General features: G+C 71.2%; 19 protein-coding genes. 12 read left to right on the top strand and 7 right to left on the bottom strand.

Annotated features, from left to right (window positions below; genetic code table 11):
• Positions 1 to 29: 29 nt before the first annotated feature.
• Positions 30 to 659 carry a hypothetical protein gene (locus QHF84_RS17595; protein WP_281314468.1) on the bottom strand — a complete coding sequence of 210 codons (630 nt, stop codon included), beginning with the start codon at positions 657 to 659 and terminating at the stop codon, positions 30 to 32.
• A 365-nt stretch (positions 660 to 1,024) separates the two neighbouring features.
• Here QHF84_RS17595 and QHF84_RS17590 point away from each other — a divergent pair, with 365 nt between their 5' ends.
• Positions 1,025 to 1,351 (top strand): RNA-binding protein, encoded by a 327-nt coding sequence (locus QHF84_RS17590; protein WP_281314467.1) that lies wholly within the window; start codon positions 1,025 to 1,027, stop codon positions 1,349 to 1,351.
• Between the two features lie 135 nt (positions 1,352 to 1,486).
• The gene (locus tag QHF84_RS17585; RefSeq protein WP_281314466.1) at positions 1,487 to 1,858 is read left to right on the top strand and encodes a molecular chaperone DnaJ; all 372 of its coding nucleotides are present in this window, start codon (positions 1,487 to 1,489) and stop codon (positions 1,856 to 1,858) included.
• Positions 1,859 to 1,944: 86 nt separating this feature from the next.
• Here the strand turns inward: QHF84_RS17585 and QHF84_RS17580 are convergent, their stop codons facing one another.
• Complete coding sequence (locus QHF84_RS17580; protein WP_281314465.1) at positions 1,945 to 2,301, bottom strand: hypothetical protein; 357 nt, start codon at positions 2,299 to 2,301, stop codon at positions 1,945 to 1,947.
• A gap of 166 nt (positions 2,302 to 2,467) precedes the next feature.
• On the opposite strand from QHF84_RS17580, the gene QHF84_RS17575 reads away from it, so the two are divergent.
• From QHF84_RS17575 to QHF84_RS17555, 5 genes are all read left to right on the top strand, one after another.
• Positions 2,468 to 2,881 carry a hypothetical protein gene (locus QHF84_RS17575; protein ID WP_281314464.1) on the top strand — a complete coding sequence of 138 codons (414 nt, stop codon included), beginning with the start codon at positions 2,468 to 2,470 and terminating at the stop codon, positions 2,879 to 2,881.
• Between the two features lie 143 nt (positions 2,882 to 3,024).
• Complete coding sequence (locus tag QHF84_RS17570; protein WP_281314463.1) at positions 3,025 to 3,240, top strand: hypothetical protein; 216 nt, start codon at positions 3,025 to 3,027, stop codon at positions 3,238 to 3,240.
• Between the two features lie 151 nt (positions 3,241 to 3,391).
• Positions 3,392 to 3,532: a hypothetical protein gene (locus tag QHF84_RS17565; RefSeq protein ID WP_281314462.1), complete on the top strand. Its 141-nt coding sequence runs from the start codon at positions 3,392 to 3,394 to the stop codon at positions 3,530 to 3,532.
• A gap of 56 nt (positions 3,533 to 3,588) precedes the next feature.
• Complete coding sequence (gene rnk, locus QHF84_RS17560) at positions 3,589 to 4,008, top strand: nucleoside diphosphate kinase regulator (protein WP_281314461.1); 420 nt, start codon at positions 3,589 to 3,591, stop codon at positions 4,006 to 4,008.
• Positions 4,009 to 4,089: 81 nt separating this feature from the next.
• Entirely contained in the window at positions 4,090 to 4,653 is a 564-nt protein-coding gene (locus QHF84_RS17555; protein ID WP_281314460.1) for a type 1 glutamine amidotransferase domain-containing protein, read from the top strand.
• A 29-nt stretch (positions 4,654 to 4,682) separates the two neighbouring features.
• Here QHF84_RS17555 and QHF84_RS17550 read toward each other — a convergent pair whose 3' ends face one another.
• From QHF84_RS17550 to QHF84_RS17530, 5 genes are all read right to left on the bottom strand, one after another.
• Positions 4,683 to 5,240 carry a hypothetical protein gene (locus QHF84_RS17550; protein WP_281314459.1) on the bottom strand — a complete coding sequence of 186 codons (558 nt, stop codon included), beginning with the start codon at positions 5,238 to 5,240 and terminating at the stop codon, positions 4,683 to 4,685.
• Between the two features lie 78 nt (positions 5,241 to 5,318).
• On the bottom strand, positions 5,319 to 8,387 hold the full coding sequence (locus tag QHF84_RS17545) for a hypothetical protein (protein ID WP_281314458.1): 3,069 nt from the start codon (positions 8,385 to 8,387) through the stop codon (positions 5,319 to 5,321).
• Entirely contained in the window at positions 8,384 to 11,335 is a 2,952-nt protein-coding gene (locus tag QHF84_RS17540) for a hypothetical protein (RefSeq protein WP_281314457.1), read from the bottom strand. Before QHF84_RS17540 ends, QHF84_RS17545 begins: the two co-directional genes overlap by 4 nt.
• A complete protein-coding gene (locus QHF84_RS17535) occupies positions 11,332 to 14,520 on the bottom strand; it encodes a hypothetical protein (protein ID WP_281314456.1) in 3,189 nt (1,062 codons plus the stop codon). The genes QHF84_RS17540 and QHF84_RS17535 overlap by 4 nt, the downstream gene beginning before the upstream one ends.
• A 55-nt stretch (positions 14,521 to 14,575) precedes the next feature.
• Positions 14,576 to 15,040, bottom strand: a complete 465-nt coding sequence (locus QHF84_RS17530) for a nuclear transport factor 2 family protein (RefSeq protein WP_281314455.1) — start codon at positions 15,038 to 15,040, stop codon at positions 14,576 to 14,578.
• A 187-nt stretch (positions 15,041 to 15,227) separates the two neighbouring features.
• On the opposite strand from QHF84_RS17530, the gene QHF84_RS17525 reads away from it, so the two are divergent.
• The 5 genes from QHF84_RS17525 to QHF84_RS17505 all read left to right on the top strand — a co-directional run bounded on the left by QHF84_RS17525 (position 15,228) and on the right by QHF84_RS17505 (position 20,631).
• Positions 15,228 to 15,920 (top strand): SOS response-associated peptidase, encoded by a 693-nt coding sequence (locus tag QHF84_RS17525; RefSeq protein WP_281314454.1) that lies wholly within the window; start codon positions 15,228 to 15,230, stop codon positions 15,918 to 15,920.
• A gap of 222 nt (positions 15,921 to 16,142) precedes the next feature.
• Positions 16,143 to 17,090: a hypothetical protein gene (locus QHF84_RS17520; RefSeq protein ID WP_281314453.1), complete on the top strand. Its 948-nt coding sequence runs from the start codon at positions 16,143 to 16,145 to the stop codon at positions 17,088 to 17,090.
• A 116-nt stretch (positions 17,091 to 17,206) separates the two neighbouring features.
• Complete coding sequence (locus tag QHF84_RS17515; RefSeq protein ID WP_281314452.1) at positions 17,207 to 17,809, top strand: hypothetical protein; 603 nt, start codon at positions 17,207 to 17,209, stop codon at positions 17,807 to 17,809.
• A 106-nt stretch (positions 17,810 to 17,915) separates the two neighbouring features.
• On the top strand, positions 17,916 to 19,157 hold the full coding sequence (locus tag QHF84_RS17510) for an oxygenase MpaB family protein (RefSeq protein ID WP_281314451.1): 1,242 nt from the start codon (positions 17,916 to 17,918) through the stop codon (positions 19,155 to 19,157).
• Positions 19,147 to 20,631 carry a cyclic nucleotide-binding domain-containing protein gene (locus QHF84_RS17505; protein ID WP_281314450.1) on the top strand — a complete coding sequence of 495 codons (1,485 nt, stop codon included), beginning with the start codon at positions 19,147 to 19,149 and terminating at the stop codon, positions 20,629 to 20,631. The genes QHF84_RS17510 and QHF84_RS17505 overlap by 11 nt, the downstream gene beginning before the upstream one ends.
• Positions 20,632 to 20,716: the final 85 nt, after the last annotated feature.

The raw sequence follows: 20,716 nt of genomic DNA, 5'->3' as shown, positions 1-20,716 counted from the left end.
GTGGGAAAACCCCTATCAGGTTGGAACGGTCACGGGAACCAGAGGAGCTTGTCCTCGGCGCCCTTGTAACAATCGGCCTGGGCCTGCTCCTCGTTGTCGCCGCAGCCGCCGCCGAGGCAGCTCGCGATGTCGTGGAGCGCGGAAGCGTTGTACCGCGTGGTGAACATGGCCTGCTGCGCCGGCTCGAGGCGCTTCATGGCGGCCTTGCACTCGGCAAACTCGACCTTCTCGCAGCGCGTGGCGCGGTTGCAGCGGGCGTCGATGACCTCGTCGACGCCGGGGCCGCTCATCGGGAGATCGACGAGGGCCTTTTCGTTGCACTCGGAGAGGAGGAGGGCACGATCGGCGGCGGCCGGATCACCGGCCTTCTTGGCTTCCTCGACACGCTCGAAGTAGCACTTCGTCATGACGCGGATGTACGCCGCGGAGGCGGTGGGGGAGGCCGAGCGGCACTCGGTCATGCGATCCCAGGCGCCGCCCGGGCCCTCGGACTTGGCGAGGGAGTCGCACCACGCAGCCTGCGCGGTGGTGACGTCGGGGCGATCGGGGTAGTTCGCGTTTCCGCCGCAGGCGGCGATGGCAAAGCCGGTGATGAGGAGGGCCGCGGCGCGGCGGGCGGCGCGCAGGCGATCCTTGGGGAGGGAGCGGACGTCGTGCATGGCGCGACGGTATCACGCACGTGGTGGCAGGGACGAGTTCGTCGGCTCGGGGCGTGTCGAGGAGCCGCCGCCCGGCTCGGGTCGAAACACATTTCTTTGCTCGCGTGCTTGCAAACCATCACAAAGCGGGGTACAGTAGCGCTGTACACGAAAACGTCCCCTGACCGCTTGGCACGTCGCTCCTCTTCCGAAGAATGACGCTCGCTCGGAAGACTGGATGACGCAACGTGCGCCGCGGCGGACGACGTACCCATGTTGGGGCTTCGTGCGCTCCGGTGCGCCTCCGTTCGCCTGCTGAGGCTTCCTCGAACGGTCGGCGCAGGGCGTCCTCACGGACGCTCGATGAGAAGCCACGAAAGCACACCATGAGCAATCGTCTCTACGTCGGAAATCTCTCCTTCAACACCAGCCAGGCCACCCTCGAGAGCGCCTTCGCCGCAGCCGGCGATGTTCGCGAGGTGGCGATGCCCACCGACCGCGAGACGGGCCAGCCGCGCGGCTTCGCGTTCGTGACCATGGGCAACGCGCAGGCGGCGAACAACGCGATCGCGCAGCTCAACGGGATGATGCTCGACGGCCGCTCGATCAAGGTGAACGAGGCGCAGGAGCGTCCCCAGCGCAGCGGCGGCGGCTTCGGCGGCGGCGGCGGCGGTGGTCGCGGCGGCTTCGGCGGCGGTCGCGGTCGCTACTGATCCATCGAATGCAATCGGCGGCGTGAACGCGGCGCTCTCCGGAGCAGGCCGCGAAGCGCCGCCGTGCGCATTCCATCCCCCGAAAAGGGGGCCAATAGAGGGCCGGGACCACGACGCGTGGTCGAGGAGCGACGCATGGCACTCGACAGTTGCGGAATCTGCGGTGGCGACGGCCGTATCACGAACTCGTTCGGGAACGAGACGCGATGCCCGGGCTGCCACGGGACCGGGCGAAGGTCCGAGGACGGCGGGCTGCGTGACGTGACGAAGACGAAACCGTCACATTACCGCGCGACGAACAAGGCCGCCGCCCCCCAGAAGGCCCAGGGGCCCGCGACGCTCGCGGGTATCGCCCTCGCGAACGAGGTGCAGGCGAGCGCGCACGTCTCGACGGATACGAAGGCCAAGCTGACGCGGGAGATCGCGGACCACGAGGCCACGCACGGCAAATGCACCGAGACCTTCATCAAGAAGGTCAAAAAGCAGCTCCGGCCGATCGCGCGTTGAACGGCGCCGGGGCCGCGCGGCCCCCGCCGTGTTCGTGTTCATCGACGATCCGAGGATTGCGCCCCTCGACGAGGAGCGCTCGCCGTTCATCGGCTCCCGCCCACCTTGGCCGTCCATGCATTGCCGTCGAACGACGATTCGATGTCGTACGACGCTCCGTGGAACTGGACGCTCCCGCCGTCCTCCGGGCTTCCGCCGCGGAGCACGTTCGCTGCGCTCTCGTAAAGCAGGACGGACGTGAGCCCGATCGGCAGATCGCTGGAGAGCGTCCACGTGCCGTCCGCCTCGCCCGCGGCGATCGTCAAATGTTGCCGGGCGCCGGACGCGTCGACGAGCACGCCGAGCGCGGAGCCGCTGCGGTCGCGCGACGTGGCGCGGAATTCGAGATGGGAAGCGGCCGTGAGAAGGGCAGCCGGCGCGCGAGGTTTCAACGTGGTCGACATGGTCGGAGAACCATAACCTCTCGGGCCCCCGACGTCCGGAACAATCGTAGGAGCAAAATGCTTTGGGTCGTGGTATCTTGCGTGTCTTGGCCTGACGCGAGGAAAACGATCGCGCTCGTCGAGTCGCGCGGCGCGTGATCGATCGTGACCGCGATCAAGGAGGACGATGAATTACCGCAAGAACCTCGAGCGCACGGAGCGCCGTAACCAGCGGATGGCCCGGGAAGACGCGGCGGGCAAGCTCGTCGAGAGAGCTCCCGATCTGACGGATCTCAAGATTGCAATCGACGAGATGCCGAGGGGCGGCAGCGTGGGCGGCAACCGCTACATCCGACGCGTCGTCCTCGCGCAGGCGCCCGCCCTCTTCGAGGTGCCGTGCTCCGAGTCGCGATGTCAAGACGGCGGATACGACGTGACGAGCGAGATCCTCGCGGCCCTCACGTCGCGCCGGACGACGTTCGAGGGCCAGCAGGCGTGCCCGGGGCGGTGCAGCCTGGGCGACTGCGGTAGGGTCCTTCATTACGTGGTGACGGCGACGTACAAGCACGCCGAGGACGTGAAGACCCCGCCGATGCAATGACGTTGCGGCAGCCTGCCGCGGGTCATCCTCCTCCGCCGAATTCGCGAAAGCACGGCCCGCGCGGCCGTTGACGAACCGGCGAAATCTTTACGCTTGCCTTTCTCGTCGGTGTCTCCGAAGGTGAGAAGCGAGCGTCGGCCGCCATGACGAAGACCCCGGACACAAGCCTCGCAGCGCGAACCGTGAGCGGCTGCGACGTGAAAGAGCCTCCAGATCCAGGCCTCTTGATGTTCGGGCGTGGCATGAGCCGCGCGAAGCACGTGAAGGTCGTCGATCTGCTCGATCCGAGGCGCTCGGGGGCCGAGCAGCGGGCGCCTGATCTGGCGAGGGGCCCTCCGCCCGAGATCGCAGGGGAATAACCAGGCAAGCGCGCCGTCGGCGATACGCGTCGACACGAAGGCCGGGATTTCGGCTCGGAACGGACCATTTGCGTTCGTTCCGTGTGCCGTCCATGGATTCGTGCGCGCGCCGCGATGCCGCTCGTCCGCGATTTCGATCCAGGAGGGGACGATGAGGTTTTCGTACATTCTCACGCGCCACGAGCTCGTGCTTTTCGTGAAGCTCGGGCTCCTCGTGTCCTGCGTCGTCGGATTGCGGTCGCTCCTCCGGATCCTCGTCGAGGAGGGCGACGACGATACGCCGGACGAATGACCCACGCAGCGCCGCAACGTCGGCATTTCATTTCGTGCCCCGAAAGGTCCACGCCCATGTTCCCCATCGCTCCGAGCCTCGTGATCACGACCCAGGATGCAGAACGCCTACGCCTGATCGTGGAGCTCCACCTCGAAGGACCGAGGCGCGCAGCGGCGGAAGCGCTCGATCGGGAGCTCGCGCGCGCCAAGCTCGTCGCGCCACCCGCCGTGCCGTCCGACGTGGTGACGATGAACAGCCTGGTGCTCTATCTGGACGAGGTGACGCAAAAGCGCCGCGAGGTGGTGATCACGTATCCGCGGGACGCGTGTGTCGAGGAAGGGCGCGTGTCCGTGCTTTCGCCCATTGGAACGGCGCTGCTCGGGCTGTCCGTGGGCCAGGGAATCACGTGGCCGATGCCCACCGCCGGCCACAAGCGGCTGCGCGTGCTCGCCGTCCCCTATCAACCCGAGGCCGCGGGGAATTTCCAGCTCTGACGACGCACGGGCCCGTGGGCTCGTCCTTTGCCGTCCGTGGCAGAAGCCTTGCCTGCGGGGGGCTGTGGAACGGAGGGTGTCATGGCAAACGAGCTGACGGGGAGGCGGGTGGCCATTCTCGTGGAGAATGGGTTCGAGCAGGTCGAGCTGACCGAGCCGCGGCAAGCGCTCGACATGGCAGGGGCACAGACGTGGATCGTGTCGCCGGTGAGCGGGCAGGTGCGTGGATGGAAATTCACGCAATGGGGGGATTCGTTCGGCGTGGACGTGGCGCTCGCGGATGCCCGGCCGGAGAATTTCGACGCGTTGCTGCTGCCCGGCGGGGTGATGAACCCGGACAAACTGCGGATGAACCCCGAGGCCGTCCGGTTCGTGCGCGCGTTCTTCGACGCCGGAAAGCCGGTCGCGTCCATTTGCCACGGGCCGTGGATGCTGGTCGAGGCGAACGTGGTGCGGGGCCGGCAGGTGACGTCGTGGCCGTCCGTGCGGACGGACCTCGAGAATGCAGGCGCGGAATGGGTCGATCGGGAGGTGGTGAACGACAGCCAGCTCGTGACGAGCCGCAAGCCGGACGACATCCCCGCCTTCAATCGGGTGATGATCGAGCTGTTCGCGAAGGCGCGGGCGGCGGCGAAGGCGGCGTAGCCGCGAGGACGACGAGCCGGGCGTGCCGCTCAGACCTCGGTCACCGTGAAGGGCGGCACGCTGTTGTAGTTCGTATCCTGGGCGTAGAACCGCCAGCCCGTTTTGGTGCGAACGCCGATGACGTGGCTGAGCCAGTGGTTGCCATTGTCCCAGTACCGGGTGATGCCGAAGTTGCCAGCGGAGCGGACGTTGCAGCGGGCGTCCATTTGCTGGTTGGTGAACTTGCCCCCGTCGATGTGCCTCACGGTGGGAATCGGGCCCGGGGTGATCACGAGGCGGCAGCCCGTGAGGCCCGCGGTGAAGAAGTAATTCGCGCCGGCGCCGAGTTGAATGACGGGCTCTTTGTCCTGTTGCCAGGCCAGGTAATGCGCCTTGAACGCGTTCGAGCCGATGTGCTTCTTCATGCCGGGGAGGATCTTGGTGACCGTCACGGCCGGCATGTTGTTGTGCTTCGACTTGATGATGAGGTTGATCTCGCAGATGCCGATCTGGGTGGCGAGTGAAGGATCCGGTACCGAGATCACGGCGTGATTTCGCAAGAACAAAACGGGATCGCTCAGGAAGAGCTTGTTGATGCCTCCACTCATGGGAACCTCCCGGAAAAAATGGCGTGAAGAAAGCGGCGACGGTCCCATGGTACACCGTCGCGGCCTCGCCGCGGAGGTTCACGGGCTCGAACAGACGGCCGCGTCGCTGCGCCCAGCCGCGCGCACGAGCGACGCGCCGGGGGACGGGAATCGGACCACGAGGGTTTCATTATTCCGAGGGAAACGGACCTCGAGGCCTTCCAGGCAGGTGCGGCCCGAAGAGACGGCGACGAGGGCCGTGGCGCCGAGGCTCGGGGCGTCATGGCCTTCGTCGGGCGGGTCGAATTGCACGTCGACGAGGACCTCGGCGAGCAGGCGGTAGGCGTCGGGGTCGGGGCGGCAAGCCGAGGAGGGGTCGAGGTTCACGAGGCTGCCGGCGAGGCGCGTGGGGCCGAGGGCGGCGCGGGTGAGGTCGAGGTCGGCGAGGAGGATGTCGCCGGAGGTGCCGGAGACGGCGCTCACGGCGAGCCGAGGGGAAGCCGCGTCGCCGCGGCGGCGCGCGAGGCCGAGGCGGTGGCGGGTGACGTCGGGGACACGGGCGATCTGGGCGAAACGGCGGAGGAGACCGCCGCGGAGGAGGGAGAGCTCGCCGTCCGCGGCTTCGAGCGCGAGGAGGTCGCCGCGGCCGAGGTCGACGGCGGCGGTGAGGATGCCGTTGTGCTGGAGGGGGACGGGGTCGCGGCTCGGCGAGGCGCCCGGGAGGCCGAGGTCGAAGCGGAGCTCGGTCGTCCGGAGGAAGAGGCCCACGGGCGAGGCGTCGGTCGCGAGGAGGACGGGGACGACGGCGCCCTCGACGCGGCTGAGGGGCGGGGCCTTGAAGGTGACGCGGCGTGGAGGGCGCGGGTCGAACGGGAGGCCAACGTCGACGTCGTAGGCGCCGGCACGGACGACGCCGACGGCGACGCCGGGCGGGATGCGCAGCGAGGCGGGGAGCGGCGGAGGGGCGGCGTCGGCTTTGCCGTCGCCGCGGGGCGCGGGGGTGCCGGGGCGTTCGAGGCGGCAGCGGAGGGGGAGCGAGCCGAGGCGCTTGACGGGGGGCTCGGGCGCGGGGGCGATGTCGGCAGATAGGGGCGGCTCGGCAGCGGAGGCGGGTGCGGGGCCGCCCCAGCCGAGGCGGACGACGCCGTCGCCGAGGGCGCAGCCGAGCTCGGAGCAGCCCTGGACGACGTTGGCGTCGTAGGGGGCGTTGAGCTCGCCGACGGGGGGCGCCGCGACGGGGCGGAAGGTGCGGCCGCCGTCGGTGGTCTCGTGGTAGGTGGCGAGGCCCTCGGCGTCGGCGCGGGCGAGGGCGAAGGGGCCGCCGCGAAGGACCTCGACGACGCCGGGCGGGAGCGGATGGACCACGACGCGGCCGTCGGGCTGGATGTGGACGCCGGCGAAGCGGCCGCCGAGGCGCGTGGAGACGGGGAGCACGCGCTCGGAGCGGCCTTGGGGGATGGGGTCGGGGCGCTCGGCGTCCTCGGCGGACTCGCCTTCGGGCGGGAGGACGATCCAGCCGTGGATGGAGCCGTCTTTTTCGTCGAGCCAGAAATCGCGGTCGATCGAGCGGTAAGGCGGCTCCTCCATGGGCGTGAGGACGGCCGCGAAGGCGGCGCCGCCGAGGGCGGGATCCTCGGGGTCGACGCGGATGATGCGGACGCCTTCGGGCGCGGGTTCGGGGGCGGTTTTCGTGTCCTTGCCGCGGAAGACCAGGGCCGTGGCTGTACCGCCGTCGCCGGGGAGGAACCGGTACAGATGGGTCGCGTCTTCGCCGGTGAGGCGTCGCTCGGTCCAGGCGCCGCCTTCGCTGCGGACGCAGACGTAGGCCTCGTCGGTGGGGGTCGGATCGAGCGGCTCGGGCGGGTCTTCCGGGGGCGTCGTGAACTCGCGCTCGAACTGGCTGGGCCCGAAGAGCCTCGGTTGCGCGTCATTGACGGGCGGGGCGCCCCGGAAATCGGCGACCGTGGGGACGAGCACGCCACATCGACCGGTGAAGGCGAAGCGGGGGCCGAGGCCCGCGACGAACGTGGACGGCTCGGGGAAGGTGGCTTCGACGCGCGGCGCGGAGGGGTCGTCGCGGAGGGCGAGGACGTGGGCGCCGTGCGGGTGGGTGCACGCGAGGAGGATGTCAGGGCCGCGGGTGATGGGCTGGCAGTGCGTGTAGAGCTCGGTGACGCCGGTCAGGAGGGCTTCGTCGAGGACCTGGCCCGTGGTGAGGGCGAGGACGCGGACGGATTGCTCTTGCGTGACGAGGACACGGCCGCCCGGGAGGCGGGCCCCGGCGAAGACGGCGCTCGCGAGCTCGGGCGGGGCGAGGCGGCGGCTCGGGGGCAGGATGTCCTCCGCGAGGGAGGAGATCATGCCCCAGCCGAGGTCGTTCGGCGGGTCCGCGACGACGGGGACGAGGCCTTTGGCGGGGTCGAGGGCGAGCGTGGGCTGGCGGCCCGCGCCCGCGAGCAAGAGGAGCCTTCCGGACTCGCCCTCCTCGACGCCGAAGATGCGGACGTTGCGCTCGGCGGTGAGGTCACGGAAGGTCTTGCCGCCGTCGGTGGTGATCTCGGCGCGGCCGAAGGCGTCGAGGCGGACGCCGTGCTTGCCGTCGAGGGAGGAGGCTTCGGCGAAGCGCGCGAGGTCGGTGCGGCGGAGGGCGGGCGTGGCGGCGCGAGGGTCGAGCTCGAGCAGGCCGAGGTCGGTGCGCAGGACGAGGGTGTCGAGCCAGGGGCGCGCGCCGCCTTCGGCCGCGATCTGGGCGATGGGGCGGAGCTCGCCGAGGAAGGTGTCGGCGCGGTAGGTGCGCGCTTCCGACCAGAAGACGTAGCCGCCGCCGAGGCGCGCCGGCAGGGAGCGGAAGCCGAACAAAGCCTCGGGACCCTGCGCCTCGGCGAGGACCACGCCGCCTTCGAGCAGGAAGCGCTTGCCAGAGGCGAGGGCGGGCTCGCGGCGTGGCAGGGCGGAGCCGCGGCCGGCCTCGTCGAAGGAGATGCCGACGCCCTCGGAGAGGACGTACCGGGCCGGGCCGAGGAGGGGCTCGGGCGCGGCAGCGGGTTTCGGGCGGAGCGGCGTGGTGGAGGCGCTCGGGCGCGTGGGCTTCGCGGAGCAGGCGGCGAAGGCGGCGGCGAGGGCGACGAGGGCGACGGACGCGGCCCGGGGGAAGGCGCGGTTCTTCATCGGACGATGCCTTCGCAGGTGAGCGGCTGGCGGACCTCGGCGCCGAAGCCGAGGACCACGAGCGTGCCCTTGCCGGGCCCCTTGCCGTCGAAGCGAGCGATGACCTTGCGGACCGTGCCCGGCGGGTCGTAGTAGCCGAGCTCGGGCTCGTAGCGGTCGTCGCGGACCGCGAACTCCACGGCTTCGAGGCAGACGCGGGCCGGCGACCAGCGCAGGACGGCGATCCCGGCCGAACCGCTGTTCGTGATGCCGAGGAGCGCGCCCTGGGCGAGGCCGATCTCCGTGTCGAAAGGAAAGACGACGCGGGCGTCGTCGGGCTGCGGCGCGCAGCGAGGATCCGAGGCGGCGGTGAGGTCCGCGAGGGACGCGAGGCGTTTCTCGGGGCCGAGCGTGCCTCGAGCCGGGTCGAGCGGCGCGATCACGGCGTCGCCGCCCGCGTCGACGGCCACGACGACCGGGTCCTGCCCGCGCAGGCCGGCGGCGAGATCGAAGCGGCTGGCGCCCTCGGGTGGATGCAGCGACGCGAGCTCACGTCGGCCGCCGGAGACGACGCGGCCGGGCGTGGGCGTCTTTTTCGGCAGCTCCACGGCGGAGACGGCCTGCCCCTCGCCGCTCCCCGTCACGAGCAGGGCGCGGCTGCCGTGCACGACGCCCACCGTGGGATCGTCGACGCACCCGCCGATGGGGATCGTCAGGCCGGCGTCGTCGACGAGCGGGGCGGCGCAGCGGCCGAGGCCCGAGGTGGCCACGGCGCGCACCTTCGTGCCGTCGAGCACGTACCCGAGCCGGATCTCGTACGGATGGAACGGCGTCGGGCCGAGGCGCGAGAGCGGGATCGTGGCGCGGGTGATCGGCGCCGCGAGGTCGAGCAAGGGCACGTAGGCGACCTCGGCGTCACCCGTGGCACCGGCGGGCTGCGGGCCGTTCCAGGGGATGAGCATCCCGCCCGTGAAGCCGATGCGGCCGGGCGCCGCGCGGGCGATCGGCGTTTTCGTGTAGCCGAGGCCGAACGAATCGGGGATCCGCTTGCCCTCGCCCGCGCCAGCATATCGGCAGGCGAGGCGCACGAGCGGGGGCAGGGGGATCGGGCGCTGGTAGTCGGGGTTTGGCTTCGGCGAGGTCGTGTCCTCGGGCGCGGGCGTGGAGCCGTCGTTCCAGCCGATCCGCACGAACATGCCGACCTGGCAGCCGACCTCGCTGCACGACATGGGCTCGGACGATCCGCCGCTCGGCGGGGGCGTGATGGGGCGGAAGGTGCGGCCGTAATCGGTCGTCTCGAACAGGCGCTCGGTCTCGGTGCGGGCGAGGCCGAAGCGGCCCGAGGTCGTGACGCTGACGGTCTGCGCGGGGAAGGGGTGCTGCCGCGGGCGGCCCTCGGGGTCGATGGTCACGGCCGCGAGGCTCGACGGTCCGTGCGCCGAGGGGAGCCAGCCTTCGATCGTGCCGTCTGGCGTGACGTGAAGCGCGCGGGTGAGCAGCGCGGTCGTCGCCGAGGAATACGTGGTGACGTCGAGCGGCGGCTCGTTGCGGGCCACGCGCACGACGCGGAGGGCGCCGCGCACGGTGACACGGGGCGCGCCGTGGAGGAACGTGCCGGGAATGGCCACGAGGGCCACGGCGGCGCCCTCGGCCCGGGGAATCCAGGCGACGACGTCGCTCGCGTCGGCCGGCGCGAGCGTGTGCTCGACCCATACGCCCGGGCTTTTCCGCACGCAGAACACAGGGCTCCGCTGGTTCGAGGCGTTCGTCGGCGAGGCCGTGGCGACGACGTCGGCGGGCGAGCCCGGCGCGGGCCCCTCGCACGGGCCGACGAAGCCGAGCGCCTCGCCGTCCGCGACCACGAAGCGGTCCCAGATCGGCCCGTCCGGCAGGTCGAACGTACGCTCGATGCGCCCGCCGCTCGCCAGATCGAGCACGGTGGCGCGGTTGTGACCTTCGCAAACGAGGAGCGCGCCGTCCTTCACCCGCAGCGGCGCGCACGTGTCGTCGCCCGTCTCGATCGAAAGCAGCGCGGTCGCCCGGCCCGTGTGCAGGTCGACCCGCGCGACGGCGCCCTCCGCGACCGCGAGGGCGTCCCCTTCGAGCCAGCGCAGGCCGTACGCCGTCGCCGCGTCGAGGGCCGACACGCCGGATTCTTCGGGCCAGCGATCATCGAAATCGGGCGGCGGTTCGTGGCGCCGCGGGCCCTGCGGGGCGCGATCCGACACGATGCTCCCGCGCGCGTCGACGAGCCGGCTCTCCTCGCCCCGGAGCATCACGTGCAAATCCTCGCCCCGGACCTCGATCTCCGTCGCGTCCGGAAGCTCGGCCGACACGTCGCGGAACGTCGCGCCGCCGTCCATCGTGAGGCGCGCGTGGCCGAACACCGTCAGCACCAGCGCGCGGCGCGCGTCCGCCGCGAGCCCGACGGCAAACCCGGGCAGGTCGAGCTTGCGCGGCGGCCCTCCCGCGGGCGACACCACGAACACGCCGGCCGCCGTGACGAGCCCCGTGCCGTCGACCCAATCGAACGTGCGTTGCACGGCCGAAGGCAGCTTCCCGAGCAAACGCGCCTCGCCGAGCCACTCGGCCGCGCCGAACACCTCGCGCTCCTTCCAGAGCACGTACCGCGCGGGCGCCGCCGGCGCGGCGCTCCACGCCGGGGCCGCGGTGGCCCCGTCGAACTCGGCCGTGTCCTTGGCCGTCGCGATCACGTCGGCCCCGCGCGACTCGACCCGGCGACCGCCCGCGAGCGCGCGATCGATCCCGGCCTCGGTCCGCTCGATCCAATCCGTCGCGCCCGGCACGACCCAGCGCGGCGGACCCAGCACCGCGTCCCGCGACGACGCCGCCTCCACCGCGCGCGCCTTCTCCCCGGACGGCGGCGTGATCGGCTCGGGCCGCGCCCCCGTGCAGCTCGCCGCGGCCACGAGGAGCGCGCAGGCCGACGTGAGGGCGGCGCGCTTCATCGGGATCGCTCCTCGGGCGCCGGTTCGAGCTTGCAGTCGAGCGTTTGCCGCAGCCCGCCCGCCTGGAGCACGGCGCCGCGGCGCTTCGAGCCCGCCCACCGCACGACCAGGCTTCCCTCGCTGCGCGTGGTGTCATCGGGCCGGCGCTCGGCTCCGACGTCGATCGCCTCCACGCACACCCGCTCCTCCGTCCAGCGCACGAGCGCCGCGCCCGTCGCGCGGAGGGACACGCCCGGCAGCGCGCGCGTGTCGAGCCCGAACCACGCCGAGGGCTCCATCGGCACGAGCGCCCGCCAGCCCGTGGCCTTCTTGCAGCGTGGATCGTCGGCCGGCGTCGCGGTCGACCACGGCGCGAGCGCGATCCGCGGCCGCGGGCTCTGCGTCGACGGATCGATCTCCGCGACCGCGATCACGCGCGGCGGGCTCCCGTCCCAGAGCAACATCCCGATCGCCCCGTCGTCCCGCCGGGCCAGCGTCACCGGCCTTCGCCCGCCGCTGTCGCGCTCCTGGCCCATGAAGACCGGCGGTCGCATCGGCGCCTGCCCGTGCTCCTCGAACGTCGTACGCCGGCGGATCTCGCCCAGCACGAGCACGCGCTCCGGCCCGAGCAGGAGCCCGGCGCCCACGGAGGTCTCGTTCGCCGCGTAACGCCGCGGCTCGAAGAGCGGCAGCGTCGCCGTGCGATCGTTCGCCGCCACGACCTCGTTCCTGTCCGTCACGAACAAAAGCCCGACGTCTCCCTTCGGCGCGAGCAGCGGCGTCACGATCACGCGCCGCGCTTCCTCGAGCTCCGCGCCCGTCGCGTCGATGCGCAAGGGCGGCGCGCCCGGCTCGAACGGCACCCGCATCACGAGCGAATGCGTGCGCAGCGGCGCCGCGCTGGCCTTTCGCGGCGGCGTCTTCCCCGGGGTTTTTCCCTGCGTATTCCCCGGCGCCGGCGGGGCATTGCCCGCGTTCTGCGGAGCGCCCTGGAGCAAGCCCTGCAGCGCGCCCTTCGGGAGCTGCGCGAGCACCTCCGGCGGCAGCGCTTGCAGGAGGTCCGCCGACGGCCCCCCTGGCTCGGCCTCCCCGGGCGTATTCTCCACCTCGCGCACGAGCGTCACCACGTCCCCGAGCCCGGTTTGCCACGACAACCTGCCCTTGTCCGGCACGAGCGTGTCCTCCGGGGCGAGCTCCGGTTTGCCGGTCGGCGTGCAGGCGAGCCGCACCGGCGCCTTCCCCTCCGGCTCCTCGTAGGGTTTGGCCGGGTACACCACCGGCGCCGCGCCCGTCGATCCCCAGCCGAGGCGCGTCACCGGTCCGATTGCACACCCGAGCGGCGAGCAGAAGCCGCCGAAGGCCGCGGGCGGCACCGGCGACCGCCCCGCCGCTCGAAAGCTCCGGCCGTGATCGATCGTCTCGTACAGATCGCCGTCGCGCGTCAGCGCCACACCAAAGTCGCCGGTCACGATCATGCCGAGGACCCGCGGCGGCGGGGGGAACGTCGTCACCTGGCCGCGCGCATCCACGACGACCCCGACGAACACACCGCCCACCTCGCCCCCGTTCGGCGACACCAGCCAGCCCTCGACCGAGCCGTCCTCCCGCACCTGGAACCGACGCTCGACGAGCGGCCCGAGCGGCCCACGCATGCCGCCCGCGTACATGCCGTACGGATTGAACGAGGGACGCGAGAACACCATGCCCGAGACCTCGGCCGGCACCCGCACGATCCGCACGCCGCCTTGCACGATCACGCGTGGCTCGTCGCTTTTCGCCTCGGGCAAACCCTCCGTGCGCGGATCGACGACCAGCGCCACCGCCGTCCCGTCCCGCCGCGGCGCCCAGCCGTACACCTCCTGCCCGGGCGGCAGCTCGATCGTGTGCTCGACCCACTCGTCCGGCCCGCGCCGCACGCAGATCCGCGTCGCCGGTCGGATCTCGCTGCCGAAATCCATGCGCGCCGGATCGTTCACATCGAGCAGCCGCGGCGTGAACTTGCACGACCCCACGAACGCGATGGCGCCCGCGTCGTCGGTCACGAAATACCCGTCGTCGCTGAAGGCCCGCTCGACGACGGGCGGAAAGGCCCCGCCCCGCAGGCTCATCACGTACGAGCTCGTGTCCTGGTACATCTCCCAGCCGCACACGACGAACGGCGCCTCGGGCCCCGCCACCGCTCCGCACATGAGCCCCGGCTGCGGAAAGTCCGTCACGGCGCGCGTCAGCGTCGCCCGCGCGAGATCCACCTCCGCGAGGGCCGATGGGTTCATCGCCAGCGCGCGCCCCGCGGAGACCCTCGCCCCGCCGAGCACCGCGGCCTGGATCGGCGGCGTATCCCGCCAGATCCACCACGCATTCCGATCGTCCGCCCGCGAGCCCGGCAGGATCGGCTCGAACCCGCGCCCGTGCGACGATCCGTGCTGCGTCCCCTCCATCGGCCCGAACCGCCCGTCCGCGCCGAGGGGCAGCCGCCCTTGCCACGTATCCACCGCGAGCGCGTCCGGCTGCACCAGGAACGTCTTGCTCCCGAGGCCCGCGACGCCCGCCGCGTCGTTCCACGTCGCTCCCCCGTCCCCCGTCGACGCGAGCCTGCCGAAGTAGTCCACGCGCACCGCGCGTTTTCCATCGAGCGCCGCGAAATCCGCGAGCCCCGCCTCGCTCGGCGCTTCGAGCGAATCGCTCCCCTTCCGCAGCGCCGCCGTCGCCGCCTCGCCGAACACGAGCACCGCGTCGAGCCCGCTCCTCGCCCCGCGCACGGCCCCGACCCCGAGCGCGCCGCCGAGCGCGACCGGCCGGAGCGGCCCCGTGAACGTGTCGGACCGAAACACCCGCGCGCGGCTCCAGTGGACGAACCCCCCGCCGAGGTGCGGCGCCACCACGAGCGACCCGACGAGCGGATCACTCTTCAGCGACAGATCGACGTCCCACGCCGCCGAAAGCACCTCGCCGCTCTCCGGCGCGACCTCGAACCGCACGCCCGCCGACACCAGCCGGTCCCGATCCGCCTCGTGCGAGACCCAGAACGCGTCGTCGACCGACGTCTGAAACAGCCGCGCCCCGCCCACGAGCGGCGCATCGAGCCCGAGGGACGGCGCCTCTTTTGGACCGGCCTTCGCGTGTGCGGGCGTGGGCGCCGGGCGTGTACAGGCCACGAGCGCGAGGGCCGCGGCGAGGAGAGACGGTCGGTCGAGTCGTCCCAGCATCGGGGGAAGCGCGCCGACGGTAGCGAAAGCGGCGCCCGGGTCCTAGGGGTTTTTGCTACCTCGCCCCGTGCCCGAGCGGCACGTGCGCTTGCGAATACGTTCGCTTCTCCCGCACCTTGCCCCCCTCGAAATGCAGCACGTCGAGCCCCTGCCAGGCGAACACGCGCCCATACACCCCGCGGAACAGGAGGTTGCGCACCTCGGCGAGCCCCGGCAGCGCCGTCTGGCCGCCTTCGAGCTCGTGCCGGCAGGTCCAGCGCACCATTGCTTTGCCGGCCTCCTCGTCGAGCAGCCGGTCCTCCGTCACGAATGAGATCTTGCCGAATTCCCCCCGGAATTGCGGCTCGAATGCGGCGCGGATCCGCGCCTTGCCCCGGTGCTCCTTGCCGTCGTACGTCACGTAGAGCGCGTCTTCCGTGAAATGCTGCATCACGGCGTCGAGGTCGCCGCGGTTGAACGCATCGACGAAGCCGTCCACGAGGACCAGCAAATCGTCACGGGAGAGCGCGTGGATCGCCATCGGCCGCGGCATCGTCGCCGCCGCCCGCCTCCTTGTCAACACGCCTCGCCGCGCGAGGACGGCGTGCATCCTCCTCCCCACGAGCGCCCCTCGATGTGGTACGAACGGCCCGAGGCGAGTGCGTCCTGCGAGACCCGTTCGCCATGTACGCGCAGCCGCGCCGCTTCCCGATTTCTCGGATGTTCCCATGTGTGGTCGATACACCCTGACGAACGTCGCGCCGAACCTGCTCGGACCCCTCTTCGGGGTCCTCGACGTCCCGCTCCTCGCGCCGCGCTTCAATGTCTCGCCCACGCAGGACATGCCCATCGTGCGGGTCCTCGCGCCCGGGGCGCCGCGCACGATCGAGCTCGCCCGCTGGGGCCTTGTTCCTTCGTGGGCCAAGGATCCGTCGATCGGCGATCGCATGATCAACGCCCGGGTCGAGACGGCCGCCGAGAAGCCCGCGTACCGGTCGAGCTTCAAGTCGAAGCGTTGTCTCATCGTCACGGACGGCTTCTACGAGTGGAAAAAGCTCGGCACCGGCAAGAAGCAGCCTTGCCGCATCCACATGCCGGGCGAGGTGCCGTTCTCCTTCGCCGGCCTCTGGGCCCGCTGGAAGAACGCCGAGGGCAGCACGCTCGATACCTTCACCATCCTCACGGCCGAGGCCCGCGCGGCCGTGGCGGACGTTCACGATCGCATGCCCGTCATCCTGGCCCCGGATGCCTACGGATCCTGGCTCGATCCCGACGAGCAACGACCGGACTTCCTGCAGGCGATGGTACAGGCCCGCATCGGCGACGAGCTCGTCGTGACGCCCGTCTCCACCCGCGTCAACAACCCCCGCAACGAGGGACCCGAGAACGTACGCCCCCTCTTTGCGCAGGACCCTGCGTGAACATGCAACGGGCGAGGGGCACGGGCATCAGTGCGACGTCCAGGCATCAGCGCGCCGCGCGCGGGACGGACGTTCGGCGCGCGATCTTTGCGCGACACGCGCCACCGTCGCGCGTCATCTGCTCAATCGGGGGCTTCCCGACGGCATCTATGCGGTGGCACGACAATTGTTTAACTTGGTGGCGAATCCCCTGAACCCCCCGCCCCCCGGAGGAGGTACGTCATGTCCGCATTCGCCCTCGTCGCCGAACCCGATCCAGCGCTCTCGGCCGCCCAGGTCGCCGTCGTCGACGCCCTCGGCCTCGTCCCGCTCGTCGCGCAGGACGGAGAGCGCGCCATCTGGCTCCTCCGCCGCTTCGGGACCCCGGCGCTGCTCGTCACGTCCTTGTCGCTCCCCGTCGTGGACGGCTTCGAGGTCCTCGACTGGCTGCGCACGCGCATCAGCGGCCGTGGCGCGAAGGTGATCGTCACCTCGCCGTTCCCCGAGCTCCGCGCCTTCGCCGGCGCGCTGCGCGAGCACCTCGGCATCAGCGCGATCCTGCCGCGAAGCGCCTCGCCGGACACGCTGCGCGCTGTCGCTGAGGCCCTGCTCCAGGGCGCCGAGCTCTCGCCGCTCTCCGAGGCGGCGCTCTCGTCGCCGCAGGTGAACTCGGTCCGCTCGATGCAGGAGGGCCCGAAGGATCCGCGCCTCGACTGGTTTGTCCGGTCCGCCGCGGAGGAGCTCAAGGCGTCGGTGGCGCTGGCGATGGTGGCTCAGGGGGAGGGCCGCGTCCTCGTCTCGGCGGTGGGGATGGATCCGCGCAAGTGGCCGGTGCTCGGGGGGATCGGCCGCCACGTGCTCGGGGCGGGGGAGACGCTCGTCGTGGCGGACGCGTTCGCGCATCCGTTTTTCCAGGGCGACGTCGCGGTGACGGAGGGGCTCGTGCGGGGTTTTGCGGCGGCGCCCGTGCTCGACGCGGCGGGCCGCACGCGGGGCATGCTCAGCGTGATCGAGCCGAAGGCGCGCCTGCGCATCGGACCGGAGGGCCTCGCGCGCCTCGCCGAGCGGGCGCGGCTCATCGGCACGGCGATCCCCAACATCGAGCCTGGCGTGGGCCGCCTCCTCCGCGCCAGCCGCCGCCGGATCATCGAAGCCATGCCGGACAGCGCGCCCATCTCGAGCCCGCGGTAGAGCGGCGAACCATTTCACCGTGGCAGCGCGTCGAGTCCGTGCCTGAAGGCCCAGGGTTCTACGCGGCACGCTGGCCGAAGCTGGCCTTCCATCTTGGATTCCGGTATCAGTGGCGCATGCCCCCGGTAGGCCCCCCGAGAGCCCACTCCAGTGCGGAAGAACACGTCCGCTGGAGCAGGGGGGAGCTGCGCATCAAGGTCACCGATGACGTCGTCTACGAGCACGTCAGCGGCTACCTCGAAAAAGAGATTGTCAGTAAAATCACGCAGCCCATTGACAAGCTGATTGGCCAGGGGGCCAAGCCCATCATCTTCAACGACTGGTGGGAGCTCGCCGGCTACGACTCCGACGCCCGCCTCAAGCTGACGGATTGGATCTTCTGGATCCGCGGCAAGATCGTGGGCAGCCACATCCTCGTCCGCTCGAAGATCGTCAGCATGGGCGTCTCGATCGCGAACCTCGCGCTCGGGGGCATGCTCACGGTCTACACGGATCGGCAGGAGTTCACGCTCGCCTACCACCGCGCCTTGCGGCAGAGCATGAAGCCGCCCCACACGTCGCCGTCCTCGGCTTCGAGCCCGGCCTCGGTGGCTGCGCCCGTGTCCACCGCGACCCCGCCGCCCTCGCAGACCTCCGCCGGTGTCTCGTCCTCGGCCACCGGCTCCTCGCCGGGCGCTTCCCACGAAGAGCCGGTGCGGCCTCCGCGCTCGATCCGCTGAACGACTGTGGGCCGGCACGCGCGCCCGTGACCTCGTGTCAAGAGGCAAGGATGTGCCTTTCGTGCCGTCCGTCCGGCGTGGTAGGAGTCGGTGAGGAGAGGCGGCCATGAGCACCGACAGTCCCAGGCTGCACCCCGACATCCCCGAAGGCGCGGCCGTGCCGCGTGTTCCGGCCTGGTATGTCGATCGAACGGCGGCGCGTGAGCGTTTCGGCGAGGCCGTCGACTCGTTCGGCCCGTTCCTCATGCGCGGCGACCCGCCCGCGGACGAGCTCGTCGCCGTGCTGAACGATCTTCGCCCTGCGCAGGCGAACCGCATGCTGCAGCAGGCGCTCGACGAGGGCATCGCGAGCGTGCGCCGCCCGCCGCGCGCGTTCGTGCAGTTCTTCCGGCAGATCGACGAGATCCCGCTCTGGCTCGACTGGGACAAACTCGACCGGGGCGGCCGCGCCGTGTTACGCACCGGCCCTCTCGGCGCGGTCGTCCTCGCCTGTTACTCGCTCCCGCTCTCGTATGCCTCGCCGGATGGCAGCAAGCCCCTCACGGCCTCGGGTCGCCTCGTCCAGCGCGCCTCGCGCAGGCTCACCGAGACCGCGCGTTTCCTCGTCGAGACGTGCCGCCCCGGCGGCCTCCGACGCGGCGCCGAGGGCTTCAAGATCACGATCCGCGTCCGGCTCATGCACGCCCAGGTGCGCAGGCTCCTTTTGCAGCGCAAGTCCTGGCCTTACGAGCGCTGGGGCTTGCCCGTGAACCAGGCGTACATGGCCGGGACGAACGTGCTCTTCTCGTCGGTCCTCATCGAGGGCCTCGCGAAGCTCGGCTACGAGGTCCCCGAGTCCGAGCGTGACGACATCGTGCAGCTCTGGCGTTACGGCGGCCTGCTCAGCGGCGTCGATTCGAAGATCTGCGCGGCCACCGAGGCCGAGGGCCTGCGCCTCATCCGGCTCATCCACGCGGTGATGGATCCGCCGGACGACGACTCGCGCGCGCTCGTCAAGGCGCTCATGGAGGCGCCGCTCGAGCTCGCGAAGAACCCGGCGCAGCGGGCGGTGGCGCAGCGGCTCGTGGACCTGCTCTACGGTCTGTCGCGGCACCTCGTGGGTGAGCCGCTCGCGGACGCGCTCGCGTATCCGCGCACGCCGTGGCGCCACGTCGCGCCGCTGATCCGGGGGATGAACATGGCGATGACGAACGTCCAGCGCCACGTGCCCGAGAGCCGCGACGCGATGTATCGGTTCGGGCTCGAAGCTTGGGAGAGGGTCATCGAGAACGGCCTGGCCGGGATCCCGGCGGCGTTCGATTTCCGCAAGGCGACCGTGGGGGATGGAGGTCCGACGCATGCTCCGTGACAAGCTGAGTTTCCTGGGGGATCAGGACATCGAGCTCCTGCTCCGGTCGAGCCAGAGGCGGCACGTCGTGCGTGGCGAGACCATCGTCCGGGAGGGACAGAGCCCCGAGGCGATCTTCCTCGTGCAAGAGGGCTTCATCTCGGTCCGCGCGGGCGGCGTCACCGTCGGCTACTTCGGCCCGGGCCAGATCCTCGGCGAGATCTCCTTCCTCGAACGACGCAGCGCGAGCGCCACCGTCGTCGCCGAAGGTGACGCCGTCCTGAACCGCATCGACAACGCCGACCTCGAGGCGCTCCTCTCCGCGCACCCCGACCTCGCGGCCCGCTTCTACCGCTCGCTCGCGGTGAGTTTGTCGAGGCGCGTCCGCGCCTTGAGCGGCAGCCTCACGAAGCTCCGCGGCCAGCGCTCGCACAAGGCGCGTTACGGCCAGCTCTCGGCGCGGCACGTCCCTTCGAGCCTGATCGAAGGCCTCACGAACGTCTTGCGGGAGGTCCAGCGCGTCGAGGAGTCGCTCGCGGCGCGAAGGACGACCGCGGACGCGGCGGCGCGTGTCGTCGCGTCCGCGTGTGATCGTGTCGTCGCCTTGCTCGAAGAGCACACCACGGAGAAGGCGCTGCTCGCGATCAGCGTCGACGACCTCCTCACGTTCCGGGACATCAGCCGCTTGCGTGAGGGCGTGGGCAGCTTCGTCTTCCGCATCTGCTTTGCGCTGCTCATGTCGAGCGCGACGATCGCGCGCGTCTACGACAAACCCGGCGGCGTGGCCGAGGACGACGAGACGCGCCGCGCGATCGCCGACGCCGACGCCGAGGGCGACGGCCTCATCGGTCCGCTCGTCGACCGCTGGTTCCTCGATCGCCCCGTGTGCCGGGCGCGCCGCGAGAGCCGCAAGGCCATGGCCGCCGAGATCGTCCGCCGCGCGGCCGATCATGCGGGCGCGGGCCCGTTCCTCGTGACGAGCATCGCGAGCGGCGGCGGCGACGAGCTGCTCGACGCGATGGACGAGGCGGGCGAGGGTGTCATCGCGGCGACGTGCATCGACCCGGATCCGGACGCGCTTCGCCGTGGCAACCACCAGGCGTCGGAGGCGGGGCATGCCTCGTCGATGACGTTCCTTTGCGCGGAGCCTTTGAGCCTCTCGGGCTCGGGCTCGGAGATCTTCCTCGGGCCGCAGAACCTCGTCTACGCGCTCTGCTTCTTCGATTACCTCTCGGACGACGACGCGGTGGCCTTGCTCGACTGGATCTGGAGCCACCTCGCGCCTTCGGGGACGGCGGTGTGGACGGCGCTCGGGCCGGATCTCACGGATCTGCCGATGATGGAGCACCTGCTCGAATGGAGCGTCGTCCCGCGCGACGCGCCGGCGATCCGCGCGCTCGTCGCTCGCACGCGCTTCGGCCGCGCGGTCGAGGTCCAGCCGCTCGAGGGCACGGCGCTCCACATGGTCACGTGCACGCGGGAGCCTGCGCCGTGACCATGATCCCATCGAGTCGCGGTGGGCCGAAGGAGGTCTACCGCAACCCGTACATGGTCCTGCGGCATGACGTGACTCGAAAGCT

Origin of the sequence: Polyangium sp. y55x31 (genome assembly GCF_029946505.1) — a bacterium.
Lineage (GTDB): Bacteria > Myxococcota_A > Polyangia > Polyangiales > Polyangiaceae > Polyangium.
Note: the sequence above shows the minus strand (reverse complement) of the source record. Positions and strands in the feature narration are given on the sequence as shown.

Excerpts from the sequence above, each read along its gene's own strand:
- QHF84_RS17510 (WP_281314451.1), top strand. The coding sequence starts at position 17,916 with ATGAGCACCGACAGTCCCAGGCTGCACCCCGACATCCCCGAAGGCGCG.
- QHF84_RS17570 (WP_281314463.1), top strand. The coding sequence starts at position 3,025 with ATGACGAAGACCCCGGACACAAGCCTCGCAGCGCGAACCGTGAGCGGC.
- rnk (WP_281314461.1), top strand. The coding sequence starts at position 3,589 with ATGTTCCCCATCGCTCCGAGCCTCGTGATCACGACCCAGGATGCAGAA.
- QHF84_RS17590 (WP_281314467.1), top strand. The coding sequence starts at position 1,025 with ATGAGCAATCGTCTCTACGTCGGAAATCTCTCCTTCAACACCAGCCAG.
- QHF84_RS17550 (WP_281314459.1), bottom strand. The coding sequence starts at position 5,240 with ATGAGTGGAGGCATCAACAAGCTCTTCCTGAGCGATCCCGTTTTGTTC.
- QHF84_RS17535 (WP_281314456.1), bottom strand. The coding sequence starts at position 14,520 with ATGCTGGGACGACTCGACCGACCGTCTCTCCTCGCCGCGGCCCTCGCG.
- QHF84_RS17515 (WP_281314452.1), top strand. The coding sequence starts at position 17,207 with ATGCCCCCGGTAGGCCCCCCGAGAGCCCACTCCAGTGCGGAAGAACAC.
- QHF84_RS17585 (WP_281314466.1), top strand. The coding sequence starts at position 1,487 with ATGGCACTCGACAGTTGCGGAATCTGCGGTGGCGACGGCCGTATCACG.
- QHF84_RS17525 (WP_281314454.1), top strand. The coding sequence starts at position 15,228 with ATGTGTGGTCGATACACCCTGACGAACGTCGCGCCGAACCTGCTCGGA.
- QHF84_RS17580 (WP_281314465.1), bottom strand. The coding sequence starts at position 2,301 with ATGTCGACCACGTTGAAACCTCGCGCGCCGGCTGCCCTTCTCACGGCC.
- QHF84_RS17545 (WP_281314458.1), bottom strand. The coding sequence starts at position 8,387 with ATGAAGAACCGCGCCTTCCCCCGGGCCGCGTCCGTCGCCCTCGTCGCC.
- QHF84_RS17530 (WP_281314455.1), bottom strand. The coding sequence starts at position 15,040 with ATGGCGATCCACGCGCTCTCCCGTGACGATTTGCTGGTCCTCGTGGAC.
- QHF84_RS17540 (WP_281314457.1), bottom strand. The coding sequence starts at position 11,335 with ATGAAGCGCGCCGCCCTCACGTCGGCCTGCGCGCTCCTCGTGGCCGCG.
- QHF84_RS17575 (WP_281314464.1), top strand. The coding sequence starts at position 2,468 with ATGAATTACCGCAAGAACCTCGAGCGCACGGAGCGCCGTAACCAGCGG.
- QHF84_RS17565 (WP_281314462.1), top strand. The coding sequence starts at position 3,392 with ATGAGGTTTTCGTACATTCTCACGCGCCACGAGCTCGTGCTTTTCGTG.
- QHF84_RS17505 (WP_281314450.1), top strand. The coding sequence starts at position 19,147 with ATGCTCCGTGACAAGCTGAGTTTCCTGGGGGATCAGGACATCGAGCTC.
- QHF84_RS17555 (WP_281314460.1), top strand. The coding sequence starts at position 4,090 with ATGGCAAACGAGCTGACGGGGAGGCGGGTGGCCATTCTCGTGGAGAAT.
- QHF84_RS17520 (WP_281314453.1), top strand. The coding sequence starts at position 16,143 with ATGTCCGCATTCGCCCTCGTCGCCGAACCCGATCCAGCGCTCTCGGCC.
- QHF84_RS17595 (WP_281314468.1), bottom strand. The coding sequence starts at position 659 with ATGCACGACGTCCGCTCCCTCCCCAAGGATCGCCTGCGCGCCGCCCGC.